Annotated in this window: 15 protein-coding genes; 11 read left to right on the top strand and 4 right to left on the bottom strand. The window is 71.7% G+C overall.

Features of this window, described 5'->3' with window-relative positions; translation table 11 throughout:
* The first annotated feature begins 59 nt into the window (after nt 1–59).
* From hutH to HUO13_RS32085, 7 genes are all read left to right on the top strand, one after another.
* Nucleotides 60–1,604, top strand: coding sequence for a histidine ammonia-lyase (gene hutH, locus HUO13_RS32115; RefSeq protein WP_211898667.1), 1,545 nt, complete (start codon nt 60–62; stop codon nt 1,602–1,604).
* A 55-nt stretch (nt 1,605–1,659) separates the two neighbouring features.
* The gene (hutU, locus tag HUO13_RS32110) at nt 1,660–3,312 is read left to right on the top strand and encodes a urocanate hydratase (RefSeq protein WP_211898666.1); all 1,653 of its coding nucleotides are present in this window, start codon (nt 1,660–1,662) and stop codon (nt 3,310–3,312) included.
* Between the two features lie 192 nt (nt 3,313–3,504).
* On the top strand, nt 3,505–4,704 hold the full coding sequence (locus HUO13_RS32105) for an allantoate amidohydrolase (RefSeq protein WP_211898665.1): 1,200 nt from the start codon (nt 3,505–3,507) through the stop codon (nt 4,702–4,704).
* A gap of 4 nt (nt 4,705–4,708) precedes the next feature.
* Complete coding sequence (locus HUO13_RS32100) at nt 4,709–6,031, top strand: formimidoylglutamate deiminase (RefSeq protein WP_211898664.1); 1,323 nt, start codon at nt 4,709–4,711, stop codon at nt 6,029–6,031.
* Nucleotides 6,032–6,131: 100 nt separating this feature from the next.
* A complete protein-coding gene (gene hutI / locus HUO13_RS32095) occupies nt 6,132–7,298 on the top strand; it encodes an imidazolonepropionase (protein WP_211898663.1) in 1,167 nt (388 codons plus the stop codon).
* Between the two features lie 795 nt (nt 7,299–8,093).
* Nucleotides 8,094–8,693 carry an RNA polymerase sigma factor gene (locus tag HUO13_RS32090; RefSeq protein ID WP_211898662.1) on the top strand — a complete coding sequence of 200 codons (600 nt, stop codon included), beginning with the start codon at nt 8,094–8,096 and terminating at the stop codon, nt 8,691–8,693.
* Nucleotides 8,686–9,843, top strand: coding sequence for a CU044_5270 family protein (locus HUO13_RS32085; protein ID WP_211898661.1), 1,158 nt, complete (start codon nt 8,686–8,688; stop codon nt 9,841–9,843). The genes HUO13_RS32090 and HUO13_RS32085 overlap by 8 nt, the downstream gene beginning before the upstream one ends.
* 119 nt (nt 9,844–9,962) lie before the next feature.
* Here the strand turns inward: HUO13_RS32085 and HUO13_RS32080 are convergent, their stop codons facing one another.
* The 4 genes from HUO13_RS32080 to HUO13_RS32065 form a co-directional block, all read right to left on the bottom strand.
* Nucleotides 9,963–10,739, bottom strand: coding sequence for a DUF899 domain-containing protein (locus HUO13_RS32080; RefSeq protein ID WP_211898660.1), 777 nt, complete (start codon nt 10,737–10,739; stop codon nt 9,963–9,965).
* A 101-nt stretch (nt 10,740–10,840) separates the two neighbouring features.
* Entirely contained in the window at nt 10,841–11,578 is a 738-nt protein-coding gene (locus tag HUO13_RS32075; RefSeq protein WP_211898659.1) for a DUF899 family protein, read from the bottom strand.
* Between the two features lie 177 nt (nt 11,579–11,755).
* Nucleotides 11,756–12,988 carry an RNA polymerase sigma factor gene (locus HUO13_RS32070; protein ID WP_211898658.1) on the bottom strand — a complete coding sequence of 411 codons (1,233 nt, stop codon included), beginning with the start codon at nt 12,986–12,988 and terminating at the stop codon, nt 11,756–11,758.
* Nucleotides 12,985–13,320: a YciI family protein gene (locus tag HUO13_RS32065; RefSeq protein WP_211898657.1), complete on the bottom strand. Its 336-nt coding sequence runs from the start codon at nt 13,318–13,320 to the stop codon at nt 12,985–12,987. Before HUO13_RS32065 ends, HUO13_RS32070 begins: the two co-directional genes overlap by 4 nt.
* 233 nt (nt 13,321–13,553) lie before the next feature.
* Here HUO13_RS32065 and HUO13_RS32060 point away from each other — a divergent pair, with 233 nt between their 5' ends.
* Genes HUO13_RS32060 through HUO13_RS32045 form a run of 4 tightly spaced genes read left to right on the top strand, consistent with a single transcriptional unit; the run spans nt 13,554 to nt 17,250 of the window.
* On the top strand, nt 13,554–14,582 hold the full coding sequence (locus HUO13_RS32060; protein ID WP_211898656.1) for an NAD(P)-dependent alcohol dehydrogenase: 1,029 nt from the start codon (nt 13,554–13,556) through the stop codon (nt 14,580–14,582).
* 21 nt (nt 14,583–14,603) lie between these two features.
* Nucleotides 14,604–15,656, top strand: a complete 1,053-nt coding sequence (locus HUO13_RS32055; protein ID WP_211898655.1) for an amidohydrolase family protein — start codon at nt 14,604–14,606, stop codon at nt 15,654–15,656.
* Nucleotides 15,653–16,429: an iron-sulfur cluster assembly protein gene (locus HUO13_RS32050; RefSeq protein ID WP_211898654.1), complete on the top strand. Its 777-nt coding sequence runs from the start codon at nt 15,653–15,655 to the stop codon at nt 16,427–16,429. Before HUO13_RS32055 ends, HUO13_RS32050 begins: the two co-directional genes overlap by 4 nt.
* 5 nt (nt 16,430–16,434) lie before the next feature.
* Nucleotides 16,435–17,250 (top strand): IclR family transcriptional regulator, encoded by an 816-nt coding sequence (locus HUO13_RS32045; RefSeq protein WP_211898653.1) that lies wholly within the window; start codon nt 16,435–16,437, stop codon nt 17,248–17,250.
* The last annotated feature ends 3 nt before the right edge of the window (nt 17,251–17,253 follow it).

Below are 17,253 nucleotides of genomic sequence, written 5' to 3'. Positions count from 1 at the left end.
TCAGACAGAGTCACTCTATCGAGCCGCCCGCGACGCCGCTAACCAGGTTGTATGGACTCATGCACGACAACGCGCACAGGATCGGCCCGGACTCGCTGACGCGCGAGCAGGTGGTCGAGGTCGCCCGTGGCCGAGCCCGGGTCGAGCTCACCCCGCTCGCCGAGCACGGCATCGCGACGACCCGCAAGCACATCGAGGCGCTCGCGGCGGACCCGCACCCGACCTACGGGGTCTCCACGGGTTTCGGCGCCCTCGCGGTCCGCCACATCCCGGGCGACCGCCGCGCCGCGTTGCAGCAGTCCTTCGTGCGATCGCACGCCGCGGGCGCCGGCCCCGAGGTCGAGGCCGAGGTGGTGCGCGCGCTGATGCTGCTGCGCCTGCGCACGGTGGCCACCGGGCGCACCGGCGTCCGCCTGGAGACCGCGCGGGCCCTGCTCGCGATGCTCAACGCGGGCATCGTGCCGGTGGTCCACGAGTTCGGCTCGCTCGGCTGCTCCGGAGACCTCGCGCCGCTGGCGTCGGTGGCGCTGGCGCTGACCGGGGAGGGCGAGGTCACCGACGCCGGGGGCGTACGCAGGCCGGCCGCCGAGGCGCTGGCCGATGCCGGGATCGAACCGGTCGTGCTGGCCGAGAAGGAAGGGCTGGCGCTGACCAACGGCACCGACGGCATGCTCGGCATGCTGGTGCTCGCCCAGCACGACCTCGCCGCGCTGCTCGACGTCGCCGACGTGACGGCGGCGATGAGCGTGGAGGCCCTGCTCGGCACCGACCGGGCCTTCGCCGCCGACCTGCAGCGGCTGCGCCCGCACCCCGGTCAGGCCCTGTCGGCCGCGCGGATGGCCGCGATGCTGGCGGACTCGCCGATCGTGGCCAGCCACCGCGGCCCGGACTGCAACCGGGTCCAGGACGCGTACTCGCTGCGCTGCGCACCGCAGGTGCACGGAGCGGCGCGGGACGCGGTCGGCTACTCCGAGACCGTCGCGGAGCGCGAGCTCGCCGCGGCCATCGACAACCCGGTCGTGCTCGACGACGGGCGCGTGGAGTCCAACGGCAACTTCCACGGCGCGCCGCTCGCGCACGCGCTGGACTTCCTGGCGATCCCGCTCACCGACGTCGCGAGCATGGCCGAGCGCCGCACCGACCGGATGCTCGACGTGGCGCGTTCGCACGGGTTGCCCGCGTTCCTGGCCGACGACCCCGGCGTGGACTCCGGCCACATGATCGCCCACTACACCCAGGCCGGTGTCGTCAGCGAGCTCAAGCGGCTGGCCGTCCCCGCGTCGGTCGACTCGATCCCGACCAGCGCGATGCAGGAGGACCACGTGTCGATGGGCTGGCACGCGGCCCGCAAGCTGCGCCGCGCCGTCGACGGTCTCACCACGGTCCTGGCCGTCGAGCTGCTGACCGCGGCGCGGGCGCTGGACCTGCGCGCTCCGCTGGAGCCCGCCCCGGCGACCGCGGCGGTCCGCGACCTGCTGCGCACCCGCGTCGGCGGGCCCGGGCCCGACCGCCACATCGCTCCCGAGATCGCCGCCACCGCGGAGCTGGTCCGCTCCGGCGCCGTGCGCGAGGCGGCCGCCAAGTACACCGCCGGTGCCCACTAGTGAGCCCGGCACCCGCCGCACGGGCGATGCCCGCAGAACCCAGGAGGTAGCAGTAATGAGCTCTGCTCGACCCGTGCGCGCACCGCGCGGGACCACGCTGACCGCGCGCAGCTGGAACACCGAGGCTCCGCTGCGGATGCTGCAGAACAACCTCGACCCCGAGGTGGCCGAGCGGCCCGACGACCTCGTCGTCTACGGCGGCACCGGCAAGGCCGCCCGCAACTGGGCCAGCTTCGACGCCATCGTCGGCGAGCTCACCACGCTGGCCGACGACGAGACGCTGCTGGTGCAGTCGGGCAAGCCCGTCGGCGTCCTGCGCACCCACGAGTGGGCGCCGCGGGTGCTGCTGGCCAACTCCAACCTGGTCGGCGACTGGGCGAACTGGCCGGAGTTCCGCCGCCTCGACGCGCTCGGCCTGATGATGTACGGGCAGATGACCGCGGGTTCGTGGATCTACATCGGTACCCAGGGCATCCTGCAGGGCACCTACGAGACCTTCGCCGCGGTCGCCGAGCGCCGCTTCGGCGGCACCCTCGCAGGCACGCTGACCGTCACCGCGGGACTGGGCGGGATGGGCGGTGCCCAGCCGCTCGCGGTGACCATGAACGAGGGCGTGGCGCTGGTCGTCGAGTGCGACCCCGAGCGCGCGCACCGGCGGGTCCGCCACGGCTACCTCGACGAGGTCGCCGACGGCATGGACCAGGCGATCGAGAAGGCCGAGGCCGCCAAGGCGCAGCGGCGCGCCTATTCAGTGGCGGTCATCGGCAACGCCGCCGAGGTGCTGCCGGAGCTGCTGCGCCGCGGGCTCCGGGCCGACATCGTCACCGACCAGACCTCCGCGCACGACCCGCTGTCCTACCTGCCGCTGGGCGTGGAGCTGGAGGACTGGGAGGACTACGCGAGCAAGAAGCCCGAGGAGTTCACCGACCGGGCCAGGGACTCGATGGCCAAGCACGTCGAGGCAATGGTCGGGTTCATGGACGCGGGCGCCGAGGTCTTCGACTACGGCAACTCGCTGCGCGGCGAGGCCCAGCTCGCCGGCTACGACCGTGCCTTCGACTACCCCGGCTTCGTCCCCGCCTACATCCGGCCGCTGTTCTGCGAGGGCAAGGGCCCGTTCCGGTGGGCGGCGCTGTCCGGCGATCCGGCCGACATCGCCGCGACCGACCGGGCGATCCTGGACCTGTTCGGCGACGACGACCACCTCACGCGCTGGATCCGGCTCGCGGGGGAGAAGGTCTCGTTCCAGGGCCTGCCGGCCCGCATCTGCTGGCTCGGATACGGCGAGCGCCACCTGGCCGGGCTGCGGTTCAACGAGATGGTCGCCTCCGGTGAGATCAAGGCGCCGCTGGTGCTCGGCCGCGACCACCTGGACTGCGGATCGGTGGCGTCCCCCTACCGCGAGACCGAGGGAATGGCCGACGGATCGGACGCGATCGCCGACTGGCCGCTGCTGAACGCGCTGGTCAACACGGCTTCCGGGGCCACGTGGGTGTCGCTGCACCACGGGGGCGGAGTCGGCATGGGGCGGTCGCTGCACGCCGGTCAGGTCACCGTCGCCGACGGCACCGCGCTGGCGGCGCAGAAGCTGGAGCGGGTGCTGACCAACGACCCTGGCATGGGCGTCATCCGGCACGTCGACGCCGGCTACGACCGCGCCCGCGAGGTGGCCACCGAGCGCGGCGTCCGGGTGCCCGGCCTGGCCTGACCTCCCGGGCGGTGCCTGGGCCCGGTTCGGTGCCGGAGCCCGGGCTGGCAGCCCGGTTCGGTGCCGGTGGCCGGTCCGGCCGGATCGCCATGGCCCCCGCCCGGAGCCACGATCACCCGATCGAGGGTGAATCACCGGCGGGGGTTCGCGCCTCTTTATTACGACACGTCTTCCGCGGACCGAGGAGCGCAAATGACCACGAGCGAGTTGCTGTCGGCAATCGACGGCGTGGGGGCCGACCGCAGGCGCGGCGGTTTCTCCCGCCACGCCTTCGACCCGGCCGAGATGGAGCTGCGCGAGTGGTTCGCGGAGCAGGCCGAGGCGAGGGACCTGCGGGTGACGACCGATCGCAACGCGAACCTGTGGGCTTGGTGGGGCGAGCCGGGCGACGACGCGGTGGTCACCGGCAGCCATCTCGACTCGGTCCCCGGTGGCGGCGCGTTCGACGGACCGCTCGGCGTGGTGAGTTCCCTCGCGGCGGTGGACTCGTTGCGCGCACGCGGGTTCGTCCCGCGCCGCCCGCTGGCGGTGGTCGTGTTCGCCGAGGAGGAGGGCGGCCGGTTCGGCGTGCCCTGCCTGGGCTCCCGGCTCCTGGCGGGCACGATCGACCCCGACAAGGCCCGCGGCCTGCGCGATCCCGACGGCGTCAGCTTCGCCGAGGCGATGGGGTCGGCGGGCATGCGCGCCGACCGCGTCGGCCGCGACGAGGAGGCGCTGCGCCGGATCGGGCAGTTCGTCGAGCTGCACGTGGAGCAGGGCAGGGGGCTGGTCGATCTGGAGCGGCCGGTCGCCGTCGCCTCGTCGATCCTGGCCCACGGCCGGTGGCGGTTCCGGTTCTCAGGGCAGGGCAACCACGCCGGGGCCACGCTCATCACCGACCGCCGCGACCCGATGCTGCCCGCGTCGCGGCTGGTGCTCGCCGCCCGCCGCGCGGCGGCCGCGGTGGAGGGAGCGCGGGCCACGGTCGGCAGGCTCGTCCCGAACCCGGGCGGCACCAACGTCATCCCTTCCACGGTGGACCTCTGGCTGGACGCCCGGTCGCCCACGGACGACGCCACGCGGTCCGTGGTCGACGAACTGGCCGAGCGGGCGCAGGAGTTCGCCGCCGAGGAGGGCTGCGAGGTCGTGGTGACCGAGGAGTCCTATGGCGACACGGTGCACTTCCAGCCCGCGCTGCGCGACGAGCTGAGCGGACTGCTGGAGGACGCGCCGCTGCTGCCGACCGGGGCGGGCCACGACGCCGGGATCCTTGCGGCCGAGGTGCCGACCGCGATGCTGTTCGTCCGCAATCCCACCGGGGTCAGCCACGCCCCGGAGGAACACGCGGAGTCCGCCGACTGCGAGGCCGGCGCGCAGGCGCTGGCCCGCGTCCTGGAACATCTGGCGAGGTGACGTGATGAGCGTGTCGACCGCGTACTGGTGCGAGTGGGCGTGGCTTCCCGGCGGTCCGGTGCCGGGGGTGCTCGTCGAGACCGAGGACGGCCGCATCACCTCGGTGTCCGAAGTGGACGGACCTGGTGATGCGCAACGGTTGGGCGGTTTGGTGCTGCCCGGCATGGCCAACGCGCACTCGCACGCCTTCCACCGGGCGCTGCGCGGACGCACCAGTGGGGGCAAGGGCACCTTCTGGACGTGGCGGGACCAGATGTACAAGGTCGCGGCCCGGCTCGACCCGGAGAGCTACCACCGGCTGGCGACGGCGGTCTTCGCCGAGATGGCGCTGTCCGGCATGACCTGCGTCGGGGAGTTCCACTACCTGCACCACGCGCCCGGCGGGCAGCGCTACTCCGACCCGAACGCGATGGGGGCGGCTCTCGCGCAGGCCGCCGCCGACGCCGGAATCCGGTTGACGCTGCTGGACACCTGCTACCTGGCGGGCGGGTTCGGCAAGCCCGTCGATGGGGTCCAGCTCCGCTACAGCGACGGCGACGTGTCGGGGTGGGCAGGCCGGGTCGACGAGTTCAAGCCGGGGGGCGACCACGTGCGCGCAGGCGCCGCGCTGCACTCGGTCCGCGCGGTCCCGGCCGAAGCGATCCCTGGCGTCGTGGAGTGGGCCGGTGGTGCCGGCGCCCCGCTGCACGTGCACCTGTCCGAACAGCGCGCGGAGAACGAGGCGTGCCTGGCCGCGCACGGCTGCACACCCACGCAACTGCTGGCATCGCACGGCGCGCTGGGGGAGTCCACCACCGCCGTGCACGCGACCCACCTGGCACCGGGCGACCTCCCGCTGCTGGGCGGTAGCGGCACCGGGGTTTGCCTGTGCCCCACGACGGAGGCCGACCTCGCCGACGGCATCGGTCCGGCGAGCGCGCTGGCCGTCGCGGGCAGCCCGCTGTCGGTCGGCAGCGACGGCCATTCGGTGATCGACCAGTTCGCCGAGGTGCAGTCGGTGGAGTCCTACACGCGGCTGAGCCAGGAGACACGGGGCAACTTCACGCCCGCGGACCTGGTGACGATGGCGACGGTCTCAGGTCATCGCGCCCTCGGCTGGAGCGACGCCGGTTGGATCGGCGCCGGAGCCCGCGCCGACTTCGTCGCTGTCGGGCTCGACAGCGCCCGGCTCGCGGGGGTGCCGCCGGAGGCCGTCGTGTCGGCGGCCAGTGCGGACGACGTGCGCGACGTCATCGTCGACGGCAGGCGGGTCGTGCGCGACGGCATCCACCAGTCGGTTCCGGATCTCGCCGAACGGATGCGGGCTTCGGTCGCCGCGCTGTTGTAGGGCCTGGCACCGCCGCGTGTCTGCCCCTGGGGCGCGGCGGGTGCCAGGGACCGCTGCCCACCTTCCAGCCACTGCCACGACCAGCGAGGATGACTCAGCGATGACAAGCACTGTTATCACCGGCATCGGCGAGCTCACGACCAACGACGACGAGCTGGGCAAACCCTCCGGCGCGGCCCTCGTCGTCGAGGACGGGCACATCGCGTGGATCGGGCCGTCGGACGCCGCGCCGGACGCCGACGAGCGGTACGACGCCGAGGGGCGGGCGGTGCTGCCCGGCTGGGTGGACAGCCACACCCACCTGGTCTTCGCGGGTGACCGCACGGCCGAGTTCGCCGCGCGCATGGACGGCAAGCCGTACGAGGCGGGCGGCATCGCGGTGACGGTCGAGGCCACCCGCGCCGCCACCGATGCCGAACTGGCCACGAACCTCCGGCGCCACATCGCCGAGGCCGCCGCCCAGGGCACCACCTTCGTCGAGACCAAGACCGGCTACGGGCTGACGGTCGCCGACGAACTGCGTGCCGCCATGGTCGCCGCCGCCGAGGCCGACGAGGTCACCTTCCTCGGCGCGCACCTCGTCCCGCCGGGGTCCGACGCCGACGAGTACGTGGACCTCGTCTGCGGCGAGATGCTCGACGCGGTGGCGCCGCACGTCGGCTGGTGCGACGTCTTCTGCGAGAAGGGCGCCTTCGACGCCGGCCAGTCCCGGCGGGTACTGACCGCGGCGGCCGATCGCGGCCTCGGCCTCCGCGTGCACGGCAACCAGCTCGGCACCGGTCCGGGAGTGGCGCTCGCAGTGGAGCTGGACGCCGCGAGCGTCGACCACTGCACCTATCTCTCTCAGTCCGACGTGGACGCACTCGCCGGGTCGAGCACCGTGGCCACGCTGCTGCCCGCGTGCGACCTGTCCACTCGCCAGCCGCTCCCCGACGCGCGGGCACTGCTCGACGCGGGTGCGACCGTCGCGCTGGCGTCGAACTGCAACCCCGGCTCGTCATACACCTCGTCGATGGGCTTCTGCGTGACCACGGCGGTTCTGCAGATGCGGATGACCGTCGACGAGGCGGTCCGCGCAGCGACCTGGGGCGGCGCGCGTGCCCTGCGCCGCGAATCGGGCGAGGGCGCCGTAGGCGTTCTGCGCCCGGGCGCACGAGCCGACGTCCAGGTCCTCGACGCCCCGAGCACCGCCTGGCTCGCCTACCGCCCCGGCGTCCCCCTCACCCACACGGTCTGGCGCAAGGGCGTGCGCGTCACCGGCCGTTGAGGCATCGCGGCCGGGCGGGCCACGGCTGAGATGGGGCGCAGGGGTGGAGTGGGGAGATCCGGGTAGGAGCGGACGGGATTCCAGGTAGCGGAGGACGAAATTCGGAGTAGGGGGACAGGGTTCCAGGTAGGGCGGACGAGATTCGGGGCAGGGGACGAGATTCGGATTGGGTGGGTCGGTGGGCGGCCCGTGATCGGCCGCACGGTGCTCAGGTGGTCGCCGATCGCGGTCCTGGGCGCCAGCGGAGAAGAGTCACGGGGCAACGCGGCATGCCGCCCTGCGGTACCTGACCTTCGGCCGGAGTGCACGGGCTTGCCCGGCCTGCCGCCTGACTCGACCCGGCTTCCGCTTCCAATCTGGTGCTAGCCCCCGGGAGGCGTGCGGGCCTGGCACGCGTCGGGCCGCGCGCCCGGCATCTTGTGGCCACCGGATCCAGCAGCGGCTCGACGCAGCGGTTAGTTCTGGTCCACGACGCAGCACCCCAGCGCTGATCCACGACGCACCAGGCCAGTGCTGGTCTGCAACGCAGCGGCGAGTGCTGATCCACGACGCAGCCTGCCAGCCGCGGCATGCTCCCTGTGCGTCTGGCCATCCTGCTCGTCTGGTCGTGCTCCCTGCGTGTCTGGCCATCCCCGTGTCTGGTCGTGCTCCCTGTGCGTCTGGCCGATCCGGGAGTCGAGATCATCGGGGTAGCGACACCTCTCCGATCGGGCCGTGAACGCGGGGGCCGCGTGCGGGAAAGAACGGGGTGTGTCGACGACAACTAGCCTCTCGGAACCCGAAGCGGGTGGAGCGATGGCACTCGACGAGGACCGCCCGTCCTTGACGACCGGCGATCCGGCGGCCACTTTCGGCCGGCTGTTCGACGAGTACGCCGCGCCGCTGCACCGCTACCTTGCCCGAAGAACCGACGAGTCGGTGGCCGACGACCTGGTCGCCGAGACATTCCTGGTGGCACTGCGCCATCGAGCGTCCTACGACCCGAAACGCGCCAACGTTCGGTCCTGGCTCTACGGCATCGCCACCAACCTGCTCCGCAAGCACATGCGCAAGGAACTGCGTGGGCTGCGGGCCACCGCGCGCATGGTGCACGCCAGCGAGGTGACCACGGCCAGCCACGAGTCCAGGGTCGCCGAAACAGTGGACGCGCACTCGAGCGTGAGCGATCTCGCCGCGGCGCTGGCCGAGCTGAGCCCCGCCGACCGGGACACCCTCCTGCTGACCGCCTGGGGCGGGCTCGACTCCACCGAAGTCGCCGATGTGCTGGGGATTCCGGTCGGCACGGTGCGGTCCCGAATCCACCGGGTGCGCAGGCAGCTGCGCAAGAACGCGCCCGGCGCGGCATCCCGAAAGACCACCGAGGACATCGACGAAGAGGCGAACCGCCATGCGTGACAACGACGGAAGCAACACCCGCACCATGTGGTCGGAGCGAGACCTCGACTCGGCCCTCGCCACCCTGCACAGTGACGTGGACACCGACCCCAACACTCTCGACAGGACCCGCGGCATGCTGATGCGGGCCGCCGAGAACCCGGGGGAAGCACCGAGCGTTCCCGACGCCGACGACGGCGTCATCCCGATCGCACGGCCGAAGCGCACGTGGCGTTCCTGGTTGACCGTCGCCGCTGCCGCCGCCGCGCTGGCCGTCGGTGTCACGGCGGTGCAGTCCGTTTCGTTCACCGGCGAGGCGCCGCGGATCTCCCAAGCGGTGGCAGGCACGCTGAGCGACGCCGCCCAGAAGGCCGACGCGATCCACTCCCAAGACCAGCGTCCGGGGCCCGGCCAGTTCCGCTACGTCTCCCACCACGGTTGGGAGATGGTGACCTTCCAAGGCGGCTACGGCACGTTCGGAGTGCTGGCCGAAAATGTCCGGGACCATTGGATTCCCGCCGACGAGAAGCAGGAGTGGCTGGAGCGGCGGGACACCACCGGCCGGGAGAAGTGGGTCAAGGGCACCAGGGAAGAGGCCGAAGCCGCGGGGATCGACGTCTACGCGAGCTGGTGGCCCGAGGGTGAGCACAAGGCACCCTGCGGGGACTTCTACCCCAGCCAGTCCGCTGATGGGGGCCCGCCGCCCTGCGCGGGTAAGCCGGGCTGGGGGAAACCGACCCAGGAGTGGATGGCCACGCTGCCCCGTGAGCCGGAGGCGCTCTACGCGACGCTGCGCAGCACCGCAGACAGCCCCTACGACGACCCGGTCATGGACAACTACCAGATGGTGTACAACGTCGGGGTCACGCTCCAGACCGGGCAGGTGCCCGCGGACCTGCGGGCGGCGCTCTACCGCACGCTGGCGATGATCCCGGGCGTCGAGATCACCGAGCAGGGCGTCAACCTCGACGGACGGCAAGGCGTCGCGATCGGCATCGCCGACAACGACCAGCGCTACGAGATGATCATCGACCCGGCCACCGGCGACTACATCGGTTACCGCAAGGTCGCCACCGAGCAGAACCCGGACTACGAAGCGGGAACCGTGCTCGCCGTCACCTCGGTCAAGACGGCCGTGGTCGACGCAATGGGTGCCTACCCGCACAACTGACGCGGACTCGTGGCCCGCACGCTCACGAAGCGTGCGGGCCACTTCTGCCTGCGCCGCAACGGCACACCCAGACCCGGGACGGGGCGGCGAGTTTCACCTCTCCCCGCTCCCATCGCTCGTCACTGGCTGACGTACTCGTCGTGGCGGCGCCACCAGACGCCGGTTTCGTTGCGCCCGAGTGGGGCCCGGTCGAGCCACTGGTACATGCCCCACAGGATGTCCAGGCCGCGCGAATAGGTGGAGTAGGTGTGGTAGACGACGCCGTCCTCCAGCGCGAACGCGCTCATGCCCGGCCTGTCGCGGTGGTAGGTGGCCGTGTCGGTGCCGCACATGGCCGCGAACTCGTCCTCAGCGTCCTCGCCGCCGCCTTCTTGACCTGAGCGCCACTCGAACACCGGCTCTCGCTGGTAGTTGTACTCGATGCCTCCCCCGCGTTGTTGTTCCTCGGTGAACCAGACGTTGAAGTCGCTGTTGAAGTCGCTGTGGAACGAGGACGCCCAGGGGAAGCTCCAGCCCATCCGGCGCTTGTACGCCCGGAGTTTCGCGAGCGGGGCCCGCGAAACCGCGGTGAGCCTGACGTCGTGGTTGGCCAGGTGGGTGACGAAGCCGTTGAAGCCGTCCGCGATCGCCGAGCAGGACGGGCACCCTGCCTCGTAGTCGGGACCGAACATGAAGTGGTAGACGAGCAACTGGGAGCAGCCGCGGAAGAGGTCGGTGAGGGACGCGGCGCCCTCGTCGGTGTCGAACCGGTACTCCTTCTCGATGCGGATCCACGGAAGTTCCCGCCGCCGTTGTGCCAGCTCGTCGCTGCGGCGCGTGAGTTCCTTCTCGGCATCGAGCAACTGCCTGCGGGCCGCGAGCCACTCGTCCCGCGTGCCGATCTTGTGGGTGCTCATTGTTCTCTCCTGCGGTTTCGTCGCAGCGGTTCGCGGTGATCGCGCTGTTGACGCAGCCGCGAGCCCGGTCGTCGCAGCGTGGCCGTCGTGCCTGGTGGTCGTCATGACTGCTCGCCGGAGTCGCCGCCGGAGCGTCCGGCGTTCAGCCGGGACCACTGGGCGGTGGGGCGTCCGCCGGTGCGGATCTGCTCGCCGTCGACTTCCCAGCGCTGCGGCCAGCCGGCGGGCGAGTTCTCCCAGGTCTCCTGCCTGCCGTAGGCGGTCCGGTCCAGCAGGCCGTACGTCTGGTCCATCACCTCGACGCCGCGGCCGGTGGTCCAGTAGGTCTCGAACACCCGGTCGCCTCGGCGCAGGTAGCACGCCAGCATGAACGGGCCGCGCCCCGCCATCAGCACGTCGATCGACTCCGCCGCGGAGTACCAGGGCACGTCCCAGCCCATGAAGTCGCGGTAGCGGACGCTCCCCTCGTACGGGCCCTGGCAGAACGTCGCGTAGGTGACGTCGCGGGAGTGGAGGTAGGACAGCTCCGGGACCTGCCCGTTGTAGAAGGTGCAGCCCTCGCACTGGGCTGCGGCGGGTTGGCCGGTGTGCCACATGTGGAAGTAGGCGATGAGCTGCCTGCGGCCCTCGAACGCGTCCAGCAACGTGACCGGACCGTTCGGGCCGATCAGTTCGGCGGTGGCGTCGACCTCCACCATCGGCAGCCGCCGCCGGGCCGCGGCGATCGCGTCGCCCTCGCGGGTGTGCGCCTTCTCCCGGACCCGCAGCGCGTCCAGTTCGGCCTGGTAGGCGGCCCGGTCGACGACCGCGGGCGCCGGTGTTGCCATGTCGGTGTGCACGAGAGTTCCCCTTGTCTCCGGTGGGCTGGACTTCGCCCTACCGACGACCGCGGCCGGCCCGTATCGACACGGCCGGAGGAAAATCTCAGAGGCCCTCTTTGGACTCACTTGCATAGCGGTTCCGGTGGCGGGGGTGGGCCAAGCGGCTGTGCCGCTTCAAAAACCAAAAACAGGCTCTCAGAGTTCTCCGAGCCGGCCCCTCAGGTAGCGGCGCTCCGGCTCGGTGGGTGCCAGCTCCAGGGCTTCCTCGTACGCCGACCTCGCCTCGGCCGCACGGCCGTCCCGGCGGAGCAGGTCCGCGCGTGTCGCGGGTAGCAGGTGGTACCCGTCGAGCAGGCCGGACGCCGTGAGCTCGTCGACCAGGGCCAGGCCGGCCGGGATGCCGTCGGTCATGGCGACCGCCACGGCGCGGTTGAGGTCCACGACCGGGGACGGAGCCAGCCGGGCCAGCTCGGCGTACAGGATCGCGATCTGCGGCCAGTCCGTCCCGGCCGCGTCGGGCGCGGTGGCGTGGCAGGCGGCGATCGCGGCCTGCACCTGGTAGGGCCCGACGCGCCGCATCGCCAGCGCCTGGTCGAGCACAGCCACACCCTCGTCGATCAGCGGCTGGTCCCACCGGGACCGGTCCTGGTCCTCCAGCGCGACGAGAACGCCGTCGTCGGTGCGCGTCGCCCGCCGGGCCTCGTGCAGCAACATCAGCGCGAGCAGGCCACGCGGCTCGGGTTCGCGCGGCATCAGCCGGACCAGGAGCCGGGCCAGGCGGATGGCCTCGGCCGTCAGAGCCCGGCGTGCGCTCCGCTCGGCGCACTCCTCGTCGTAACCCTCGTTGAAGATCAGGTAGAGCACCGCGAGCACGGCGGCCAGCCGTTGCGGGAGGTCCTCGACCGGCGGTACCCGGTATGGGATACCCGCCTCCTTGATCTTGCGCTTGGCGCGGACCAGGCGTTGCGCCATCGTGGGCTCGGTGGTCAGGAACGCCCGGGCGATCTCGGCGGTGCTCAGGCCGGCCAGCGTCCGGAGGGTGAGCGCGACCCGCGCCGGGAACGGCACCGCCGGATGACAGCAGGTGAAGATCAACCGCAGCTGTTCGTCCGGGATCTCCTGCACCACCGGCTCGTCCGGGACGCGGGCCAGCACGGTGAGCTCACGCAGCTTGGCCGCACCGGTGGTGTCCCGGCGCAGCCGGTCGGTCGCGCGGTTGCGGGCCGCCGTGGTGAGCCACGCGCCGGGACGGCGCGGGACGCCATCGCGCTGCCAGGACACCAGCGCGGCGGTGAACGCCTCCTGCGCGCATTCCTCGGCCAGGTCCCAGTCCCCCGTCAACCCGATCAGAGTCGCCACCACCTGGCCCCACTCGTCGCGGAACGCGGCCGCCACCGCCTCCCGCGCCCGATGGTCCGGTGCGGTCATTCCCAGACGGGGCGGACCTCGACGCCACCCCAGCGCGCGTAGGGATGGCCCGCGGCGATCTCGATCGCCTCGTCGAGGTCCGCGCACTCGATGATCACGAAGCCGCCGACGAAGTCCTTGGTCTCGGCGAACGGCCCGTCGGAGACCAGGGTCTCGCCGTCGCGGACCCGGACCGTGGTCGCGTCCACCACCGGACGCAACCGCGCGCCCACGAGCTTGGCGCCGCGCCGGTCCAGGTCCGCCGCCCAGGCCTGGTGCACCGGGTCCGCCGCCAGCTCCTCGTTGCTCGGCGAGACCGTCTCGTCATCACAGATGAGCAGCACGTACTTCACCCAGCCGATTCTGCCAAGGAACCTTCCCGGCGACCGAACATGAAGATGTTCTTCCGCATCCCGGCACCTCCGCCGGATGTCGCAGTGGGATGGCCTCGGGCGTATCGCCCTATCGGGTGAGAAAGCGGTGTTCCACCCGCCCTCTTATCAGCATGTGACAACGCGTCTTTGGCTTCTGGGCCGCGGTGGTCAGTCTGTGGGCAGTCCCAGCCGCCCGGCCGAAGGAGTCCGAGGTGAAGGCAGTACGAGTGCACGCATACGGCGAGCAGCCCAAGATCGAGTCGGTGCCGGACCCGGTGCCGAAGGGCCCGATGGACGTCCTCGTGGAAGTCGGGGCGGCGGGGGTCTGCCGCACCGACCTGCACATCATCGAAGGCCAGTGGGCCCAGAAGAGCGGCGTCGAGCTGCCGTACATCATCGGTCACGAGAACGCCGGCACGGTCCGCGAGGTCGGCCAGGCGGTCGGCAACGTCAAGCCCGGCGACAAGGTCATCCTGCACCCGCTGGTGACCTGCGGGCTGTGCCGGGCCTGCCGCTCCGGCGACGACGTGCACTGCGAGAACTCGCAGTTCCCGGGCATCAACACCGACGGCGGGATGGCCGAGCTGCTGCTGACCAACGCCCGGTCGGTGGTCCGGCTCGACGCCGGCCTCGAGCCCGTCGACGTCGCCGCCCTGGCCGACGCGGGGCTCACCGCCTACCACGCCGTCCGCAAGGCGGTTCCGCTGCTGTACCCCGGCACGCACGTGGTGCTCATCGGCGCCGGCGGACTCGGGCACATCGGCCTGCAGTCGCTCATCGCGCTGACCGCCGCCGAGATCACCGTCGTCGACCGTTCCGCCCAGGCGCTCGACCTGGCATCCGAGCTCGGCGCCCACCACACCGTCGAGGCCACCGGTGACCACGTCGAGGCGGTGCGCGACCTTACCGGCGGAAGGGGCGCGCACGTGGTGCTCGACTTCGTCGGCGAAGGCGGCACCGAGGCCGAAGGCGTGGCGATGACCAGGGACGCGGGGTCCTACTTCGTCATCGGCTACGGCGGCCGCGTCGACGTCCCCACCATCGACATCATCTCCCGCGAGATCAACGTGATCGGCAACCTCGTCGGCTCCTACAACGACCTCGACGAGCTGATGACGCTCACTGCGCAGGGCAAGGTCGCGCTGCGCACCCGAACCTACGCGCTCGACGACGCGCCGGCCGCGCTCGACGACCTCGACGCGGGTCGCATCCCGGGCGGCCGGGCCATTCTCGTGCCCTGACCCGGAAAGGCGGGACAACCCATGTACAGCAAGGACGGCGAGAACTACTTCATCGTCGACAGCCACATCCACTTCTGGGACGGCACGCCCGCGAACCAGGCCAACCGGTACGGCGAGGGGTTCCTGAACTGCTTCTACGACTACCACCGCAACCTCAGCCCGCAGAGCGAGGTGTGGTCGCTGGAGCACTTCCAGAAGCAGAGCGAGCAGGACCTCCTGCACGACCTGTTCGAGGCCGGATACGTCGACAAGGCGATCTTCCAGCCGACGTACCTGACCGACTTCTTCGTCAACGGCTTCAACACGACCGAGCAGGACGGCGCGCTCGCCGAGCGGCACCCGGACAAGTTCATCGTCAACGGCAGCTGGGACCCGCGCGACGGCGAGGCGGGGATGGCCGCGCTCGAACGCCTCGCCGAACGCTGGCAGCTCAAGGGGGTCAAGCTCTACACAGCGGAGTGGAAGGGCCGGTCCAAGGGCTGGAAGCTCACCGACGACTGGTCCTACCGGTACCTGGAGAAGTGCCAGGAGCTCGGCATCCGCAACATCCACATCCACAAGGGACCGACGATCTACCCGCTCAACCGAGACGCCTTCGACGTCGCCGACGTCGACGACGTGGCGACCGCGTTCCCGGACCTGCGCTTCGTCGTCGAACACGTCGGACTGCCGCGGCTGGAGGACTTCTGCTGGATCGCCACCCAGGAGCCCAACGTCTACGGCGGGCTGGCGGTGGCGATGCCGTTCATCCACTCCCGGCCGCGCTACTTCGCCCAGATCATCGGCGAGCTGCTGTACTGGCTGGACGAGAACCGGATCACCTTCGCCAGCGACTACGCGATCTGGACGCCGAAGTGGCTGGTCGAGAAGTTCGTCGACTTCCAGATCCCCGAGGACATGCAGGACGAGTACGGCGTGCTCACACCGGACGTGAAGCGCAAGATCCTCGGCCTCAACGCCGCCCGGCTCTACGACATCGAGGTGCCCGAGGGCATGGGCCTGCCCGCGCCGGACGTCCCGGCCTCGCGGACTCCGGTCGCCTCCGAGACCAACCGGGAGGCGATGACACCGTGAGCACGTCGACGAGCGGGGGAGCGGCGACCGCCGCCGTGGACGGGGACGGCGCGGAGAACCGAAGCGGTCGTCCGAATGCCCCTGCAAGCGGCACCGCAGGCGCGGCGGCGGGCCTTGAGGCCGCCGCGTGGCGGGCGCTGGGCGAGGTGCTGGACCCGGAGCTGGACCAGCCGGTCACCGACCTCGGTTTCGTCGCGGCCTGCGAGGTCGTGGACGGCGAGGTGCGGGTGGAGCTGCGGTTGCCGACGTACTTCTGCGCGCCGAACTTCGCCTACCTCATGGTCGCCGACGCCCGGGAGGCGCTGGCCGCCGTGGCTCCCGGACCGGTGCGGGTGCGGCTGCTCGACCACTTCGCATCCGAGGAGATCAACGCCGGTGTCGCCGTGGGCGACGGATTCGACGCGGCGTTCCCCGGCCTGGCCGCCGGAGAGCTCGACGACCTGCGGGCGACGTTCCTGCGCAAGGCGCACGCCGCCTACCAGCAGCAGATCGCGGCCCGCCTGCTCAAGGCCGGACGCACCCACGCCGAGCTGGTCCGGCTGCGCCTCGGCGAGCTGGCCGAGGACACCACCCGGCTGCGCAGGCGACGCAGGCAGCTCGGGCTGCCCTCGGACGACAGCGCCCCGCTGCTGGTCGACGACCAGGGCGGCCCGGTGGACGCCGAGTCGCTGCCGCTGCGGCTGCGCTTCGCGCGCACCACCCAGGTCAGCATCGAGGGGAACGCGGGCTGGTGCCGCGGACTGCTCGGCACCCGCTACGGGGACATACATTGAGAGGCGTGCAAGCCCCGCTGGACGGCGTCGCACGCCGCAACGGCAGCGCGGGCCCGCTGCAGTCGGTCGGGCGGGCCCTGCGCGTGCTGGAGGTGATCGCGAACTCGCCGGACGGGCTCACCGCCAAGCAGATCGCCGCCGAGCTCGACCTCGCCCTGCCCACCACCTACCACCTGCTGCACGCGCTGATCGACGCCGGGCACGTCGTGCACCTCAGCGACCAGCACGTCTACGGGCTCGGCTACATGGCCCGCTACCTCGGGCAGGCGCTGACCCGCCAGCTCGCGGTGCCGCCCGGAGTCGCAGGCGCCATCCGCGCGGTCCACCAGGACGCCGACGCCGCCGCGTACTACGCCGTCTACCGGGACACCGAGGTGGTGATCGCGCACGTCGAGGACTCCGACCGGAGGCCCCGCGCACAGCCGCTCGACGTCGGGTTCCACCAGGCAGCCCACGCCACCGCCTTCGGCAAGATCATGCTGTCGGCGATGGGGCCGCAACGGCTGGCCCGCTACCTCGACACCGCAGGGCTCGCCGTGCTGACCCCGGCCACCATCAGCGACCGCGGCGCGCTGGAGGACCAGCTCGCGCACGTCCGCCAGTCGCACCTGGCGCTGGAGATCGGCGAGTTCCAGCAGGGGATGTCGTGCATGGCGGTGCCGGTGCGCGAGCCGGCGGGCGGCGTCGTCGCCTCGGTCGCGATCTCGCTGCCCACCGACGAGTTCCTGTCCCGGCGCTGGGCGGTCGAGCGAGCGGTCCGGCAGGGCGCCACGCGCGTCACCCGCGCGCTGGCGGTGTTCCAGCGGACCGGCGATATCTGAGGA

Source organism: Saccharopolyspora erythraea, assembly GCF_018141105.1.
In the GTDB taxonomy this organism is placed as follows: Bacteria; Actinomycetota; Actinomycetes; order Mycobacteriales; family Pseudonocardiaceae; genus Saccharopolyspora_D; species Saccharopolyspora_D erythraea_A.
Note: the sequence above shows the minus strand (reverse complement) of the source record. Positions and strands in the feature narration are given on the sequence as shown.

Bases quoted from the DNA above. Each gene is read 5' to 3' on its own strand.
- HUO13_RS32100 (WP_211898664.1), top strand. From the start codon at position 4,709: ATGAGCGTGTCGACCGCGTACTGGTGCGAGTGGGCGTGGCTTCCCGGC.
- hutU (WP_211898666.1), top strand. From the start codon at position 1,660: ATGAGCTCTGCTCGACCCGTGCGCGCACCGCGCGGGACCACGCTGACC.
- HUO13_RS32055 (WP_211898655.1), top strand. From the start codon at position 14,604: ATGTACAGCAAGGACGGCGAGAACTACTTCATCGTCGACAGCCACATC.
- HUO13_RS32085 (WP_211898661.1), top strand. From the start codon at position 8,686: ATGCGTGACAACGACGGAAGCAACACCCGCACCATGTGGTCGGAGCGA.
- HUO13_RS32105 (WP_211898665.1), top strand. From the start codon at position 3,505: ATGACCACGAGCGAGTTGCTGTCGGCAATCGACGGCGTGGGGGCCGAC.
- HUO13_RS32070 (WP_211898658.1), bottom strand. From the start codon at position 12,988: ATGACCGCACCGGACCATCGGGCGCGGGAGGCGGTGGCGGCCGCGTTC.
- hutH (WP_211898667.1), top strand. From the start codon at position 60: ATGCACGACAACGCGCACAGGATCGGCCCGGACTCGCTGACGCGCGAG.
- HUO13_RS32080 (WP_211898660.1), bottom strand. From the start codon at position 10,739: ATGAGCACCCACAAGATCGGCACGCGGGACGAGTGGCTCGCGGCCCGC.
- hutI (WP_211898663.1), top strand. From the start codon at position 6,132: ATGACAAGCACTGTTATCACCGGCATCGGCGAGCTCACGACCAACGAC.
- HUO13_RS32090 (WP_211898662.1), top strand. From the start codon at position 8,094: ATGGCACTCGACGAGGACCGCCCGTCCTTGACGACCGGCGATCCGGCG.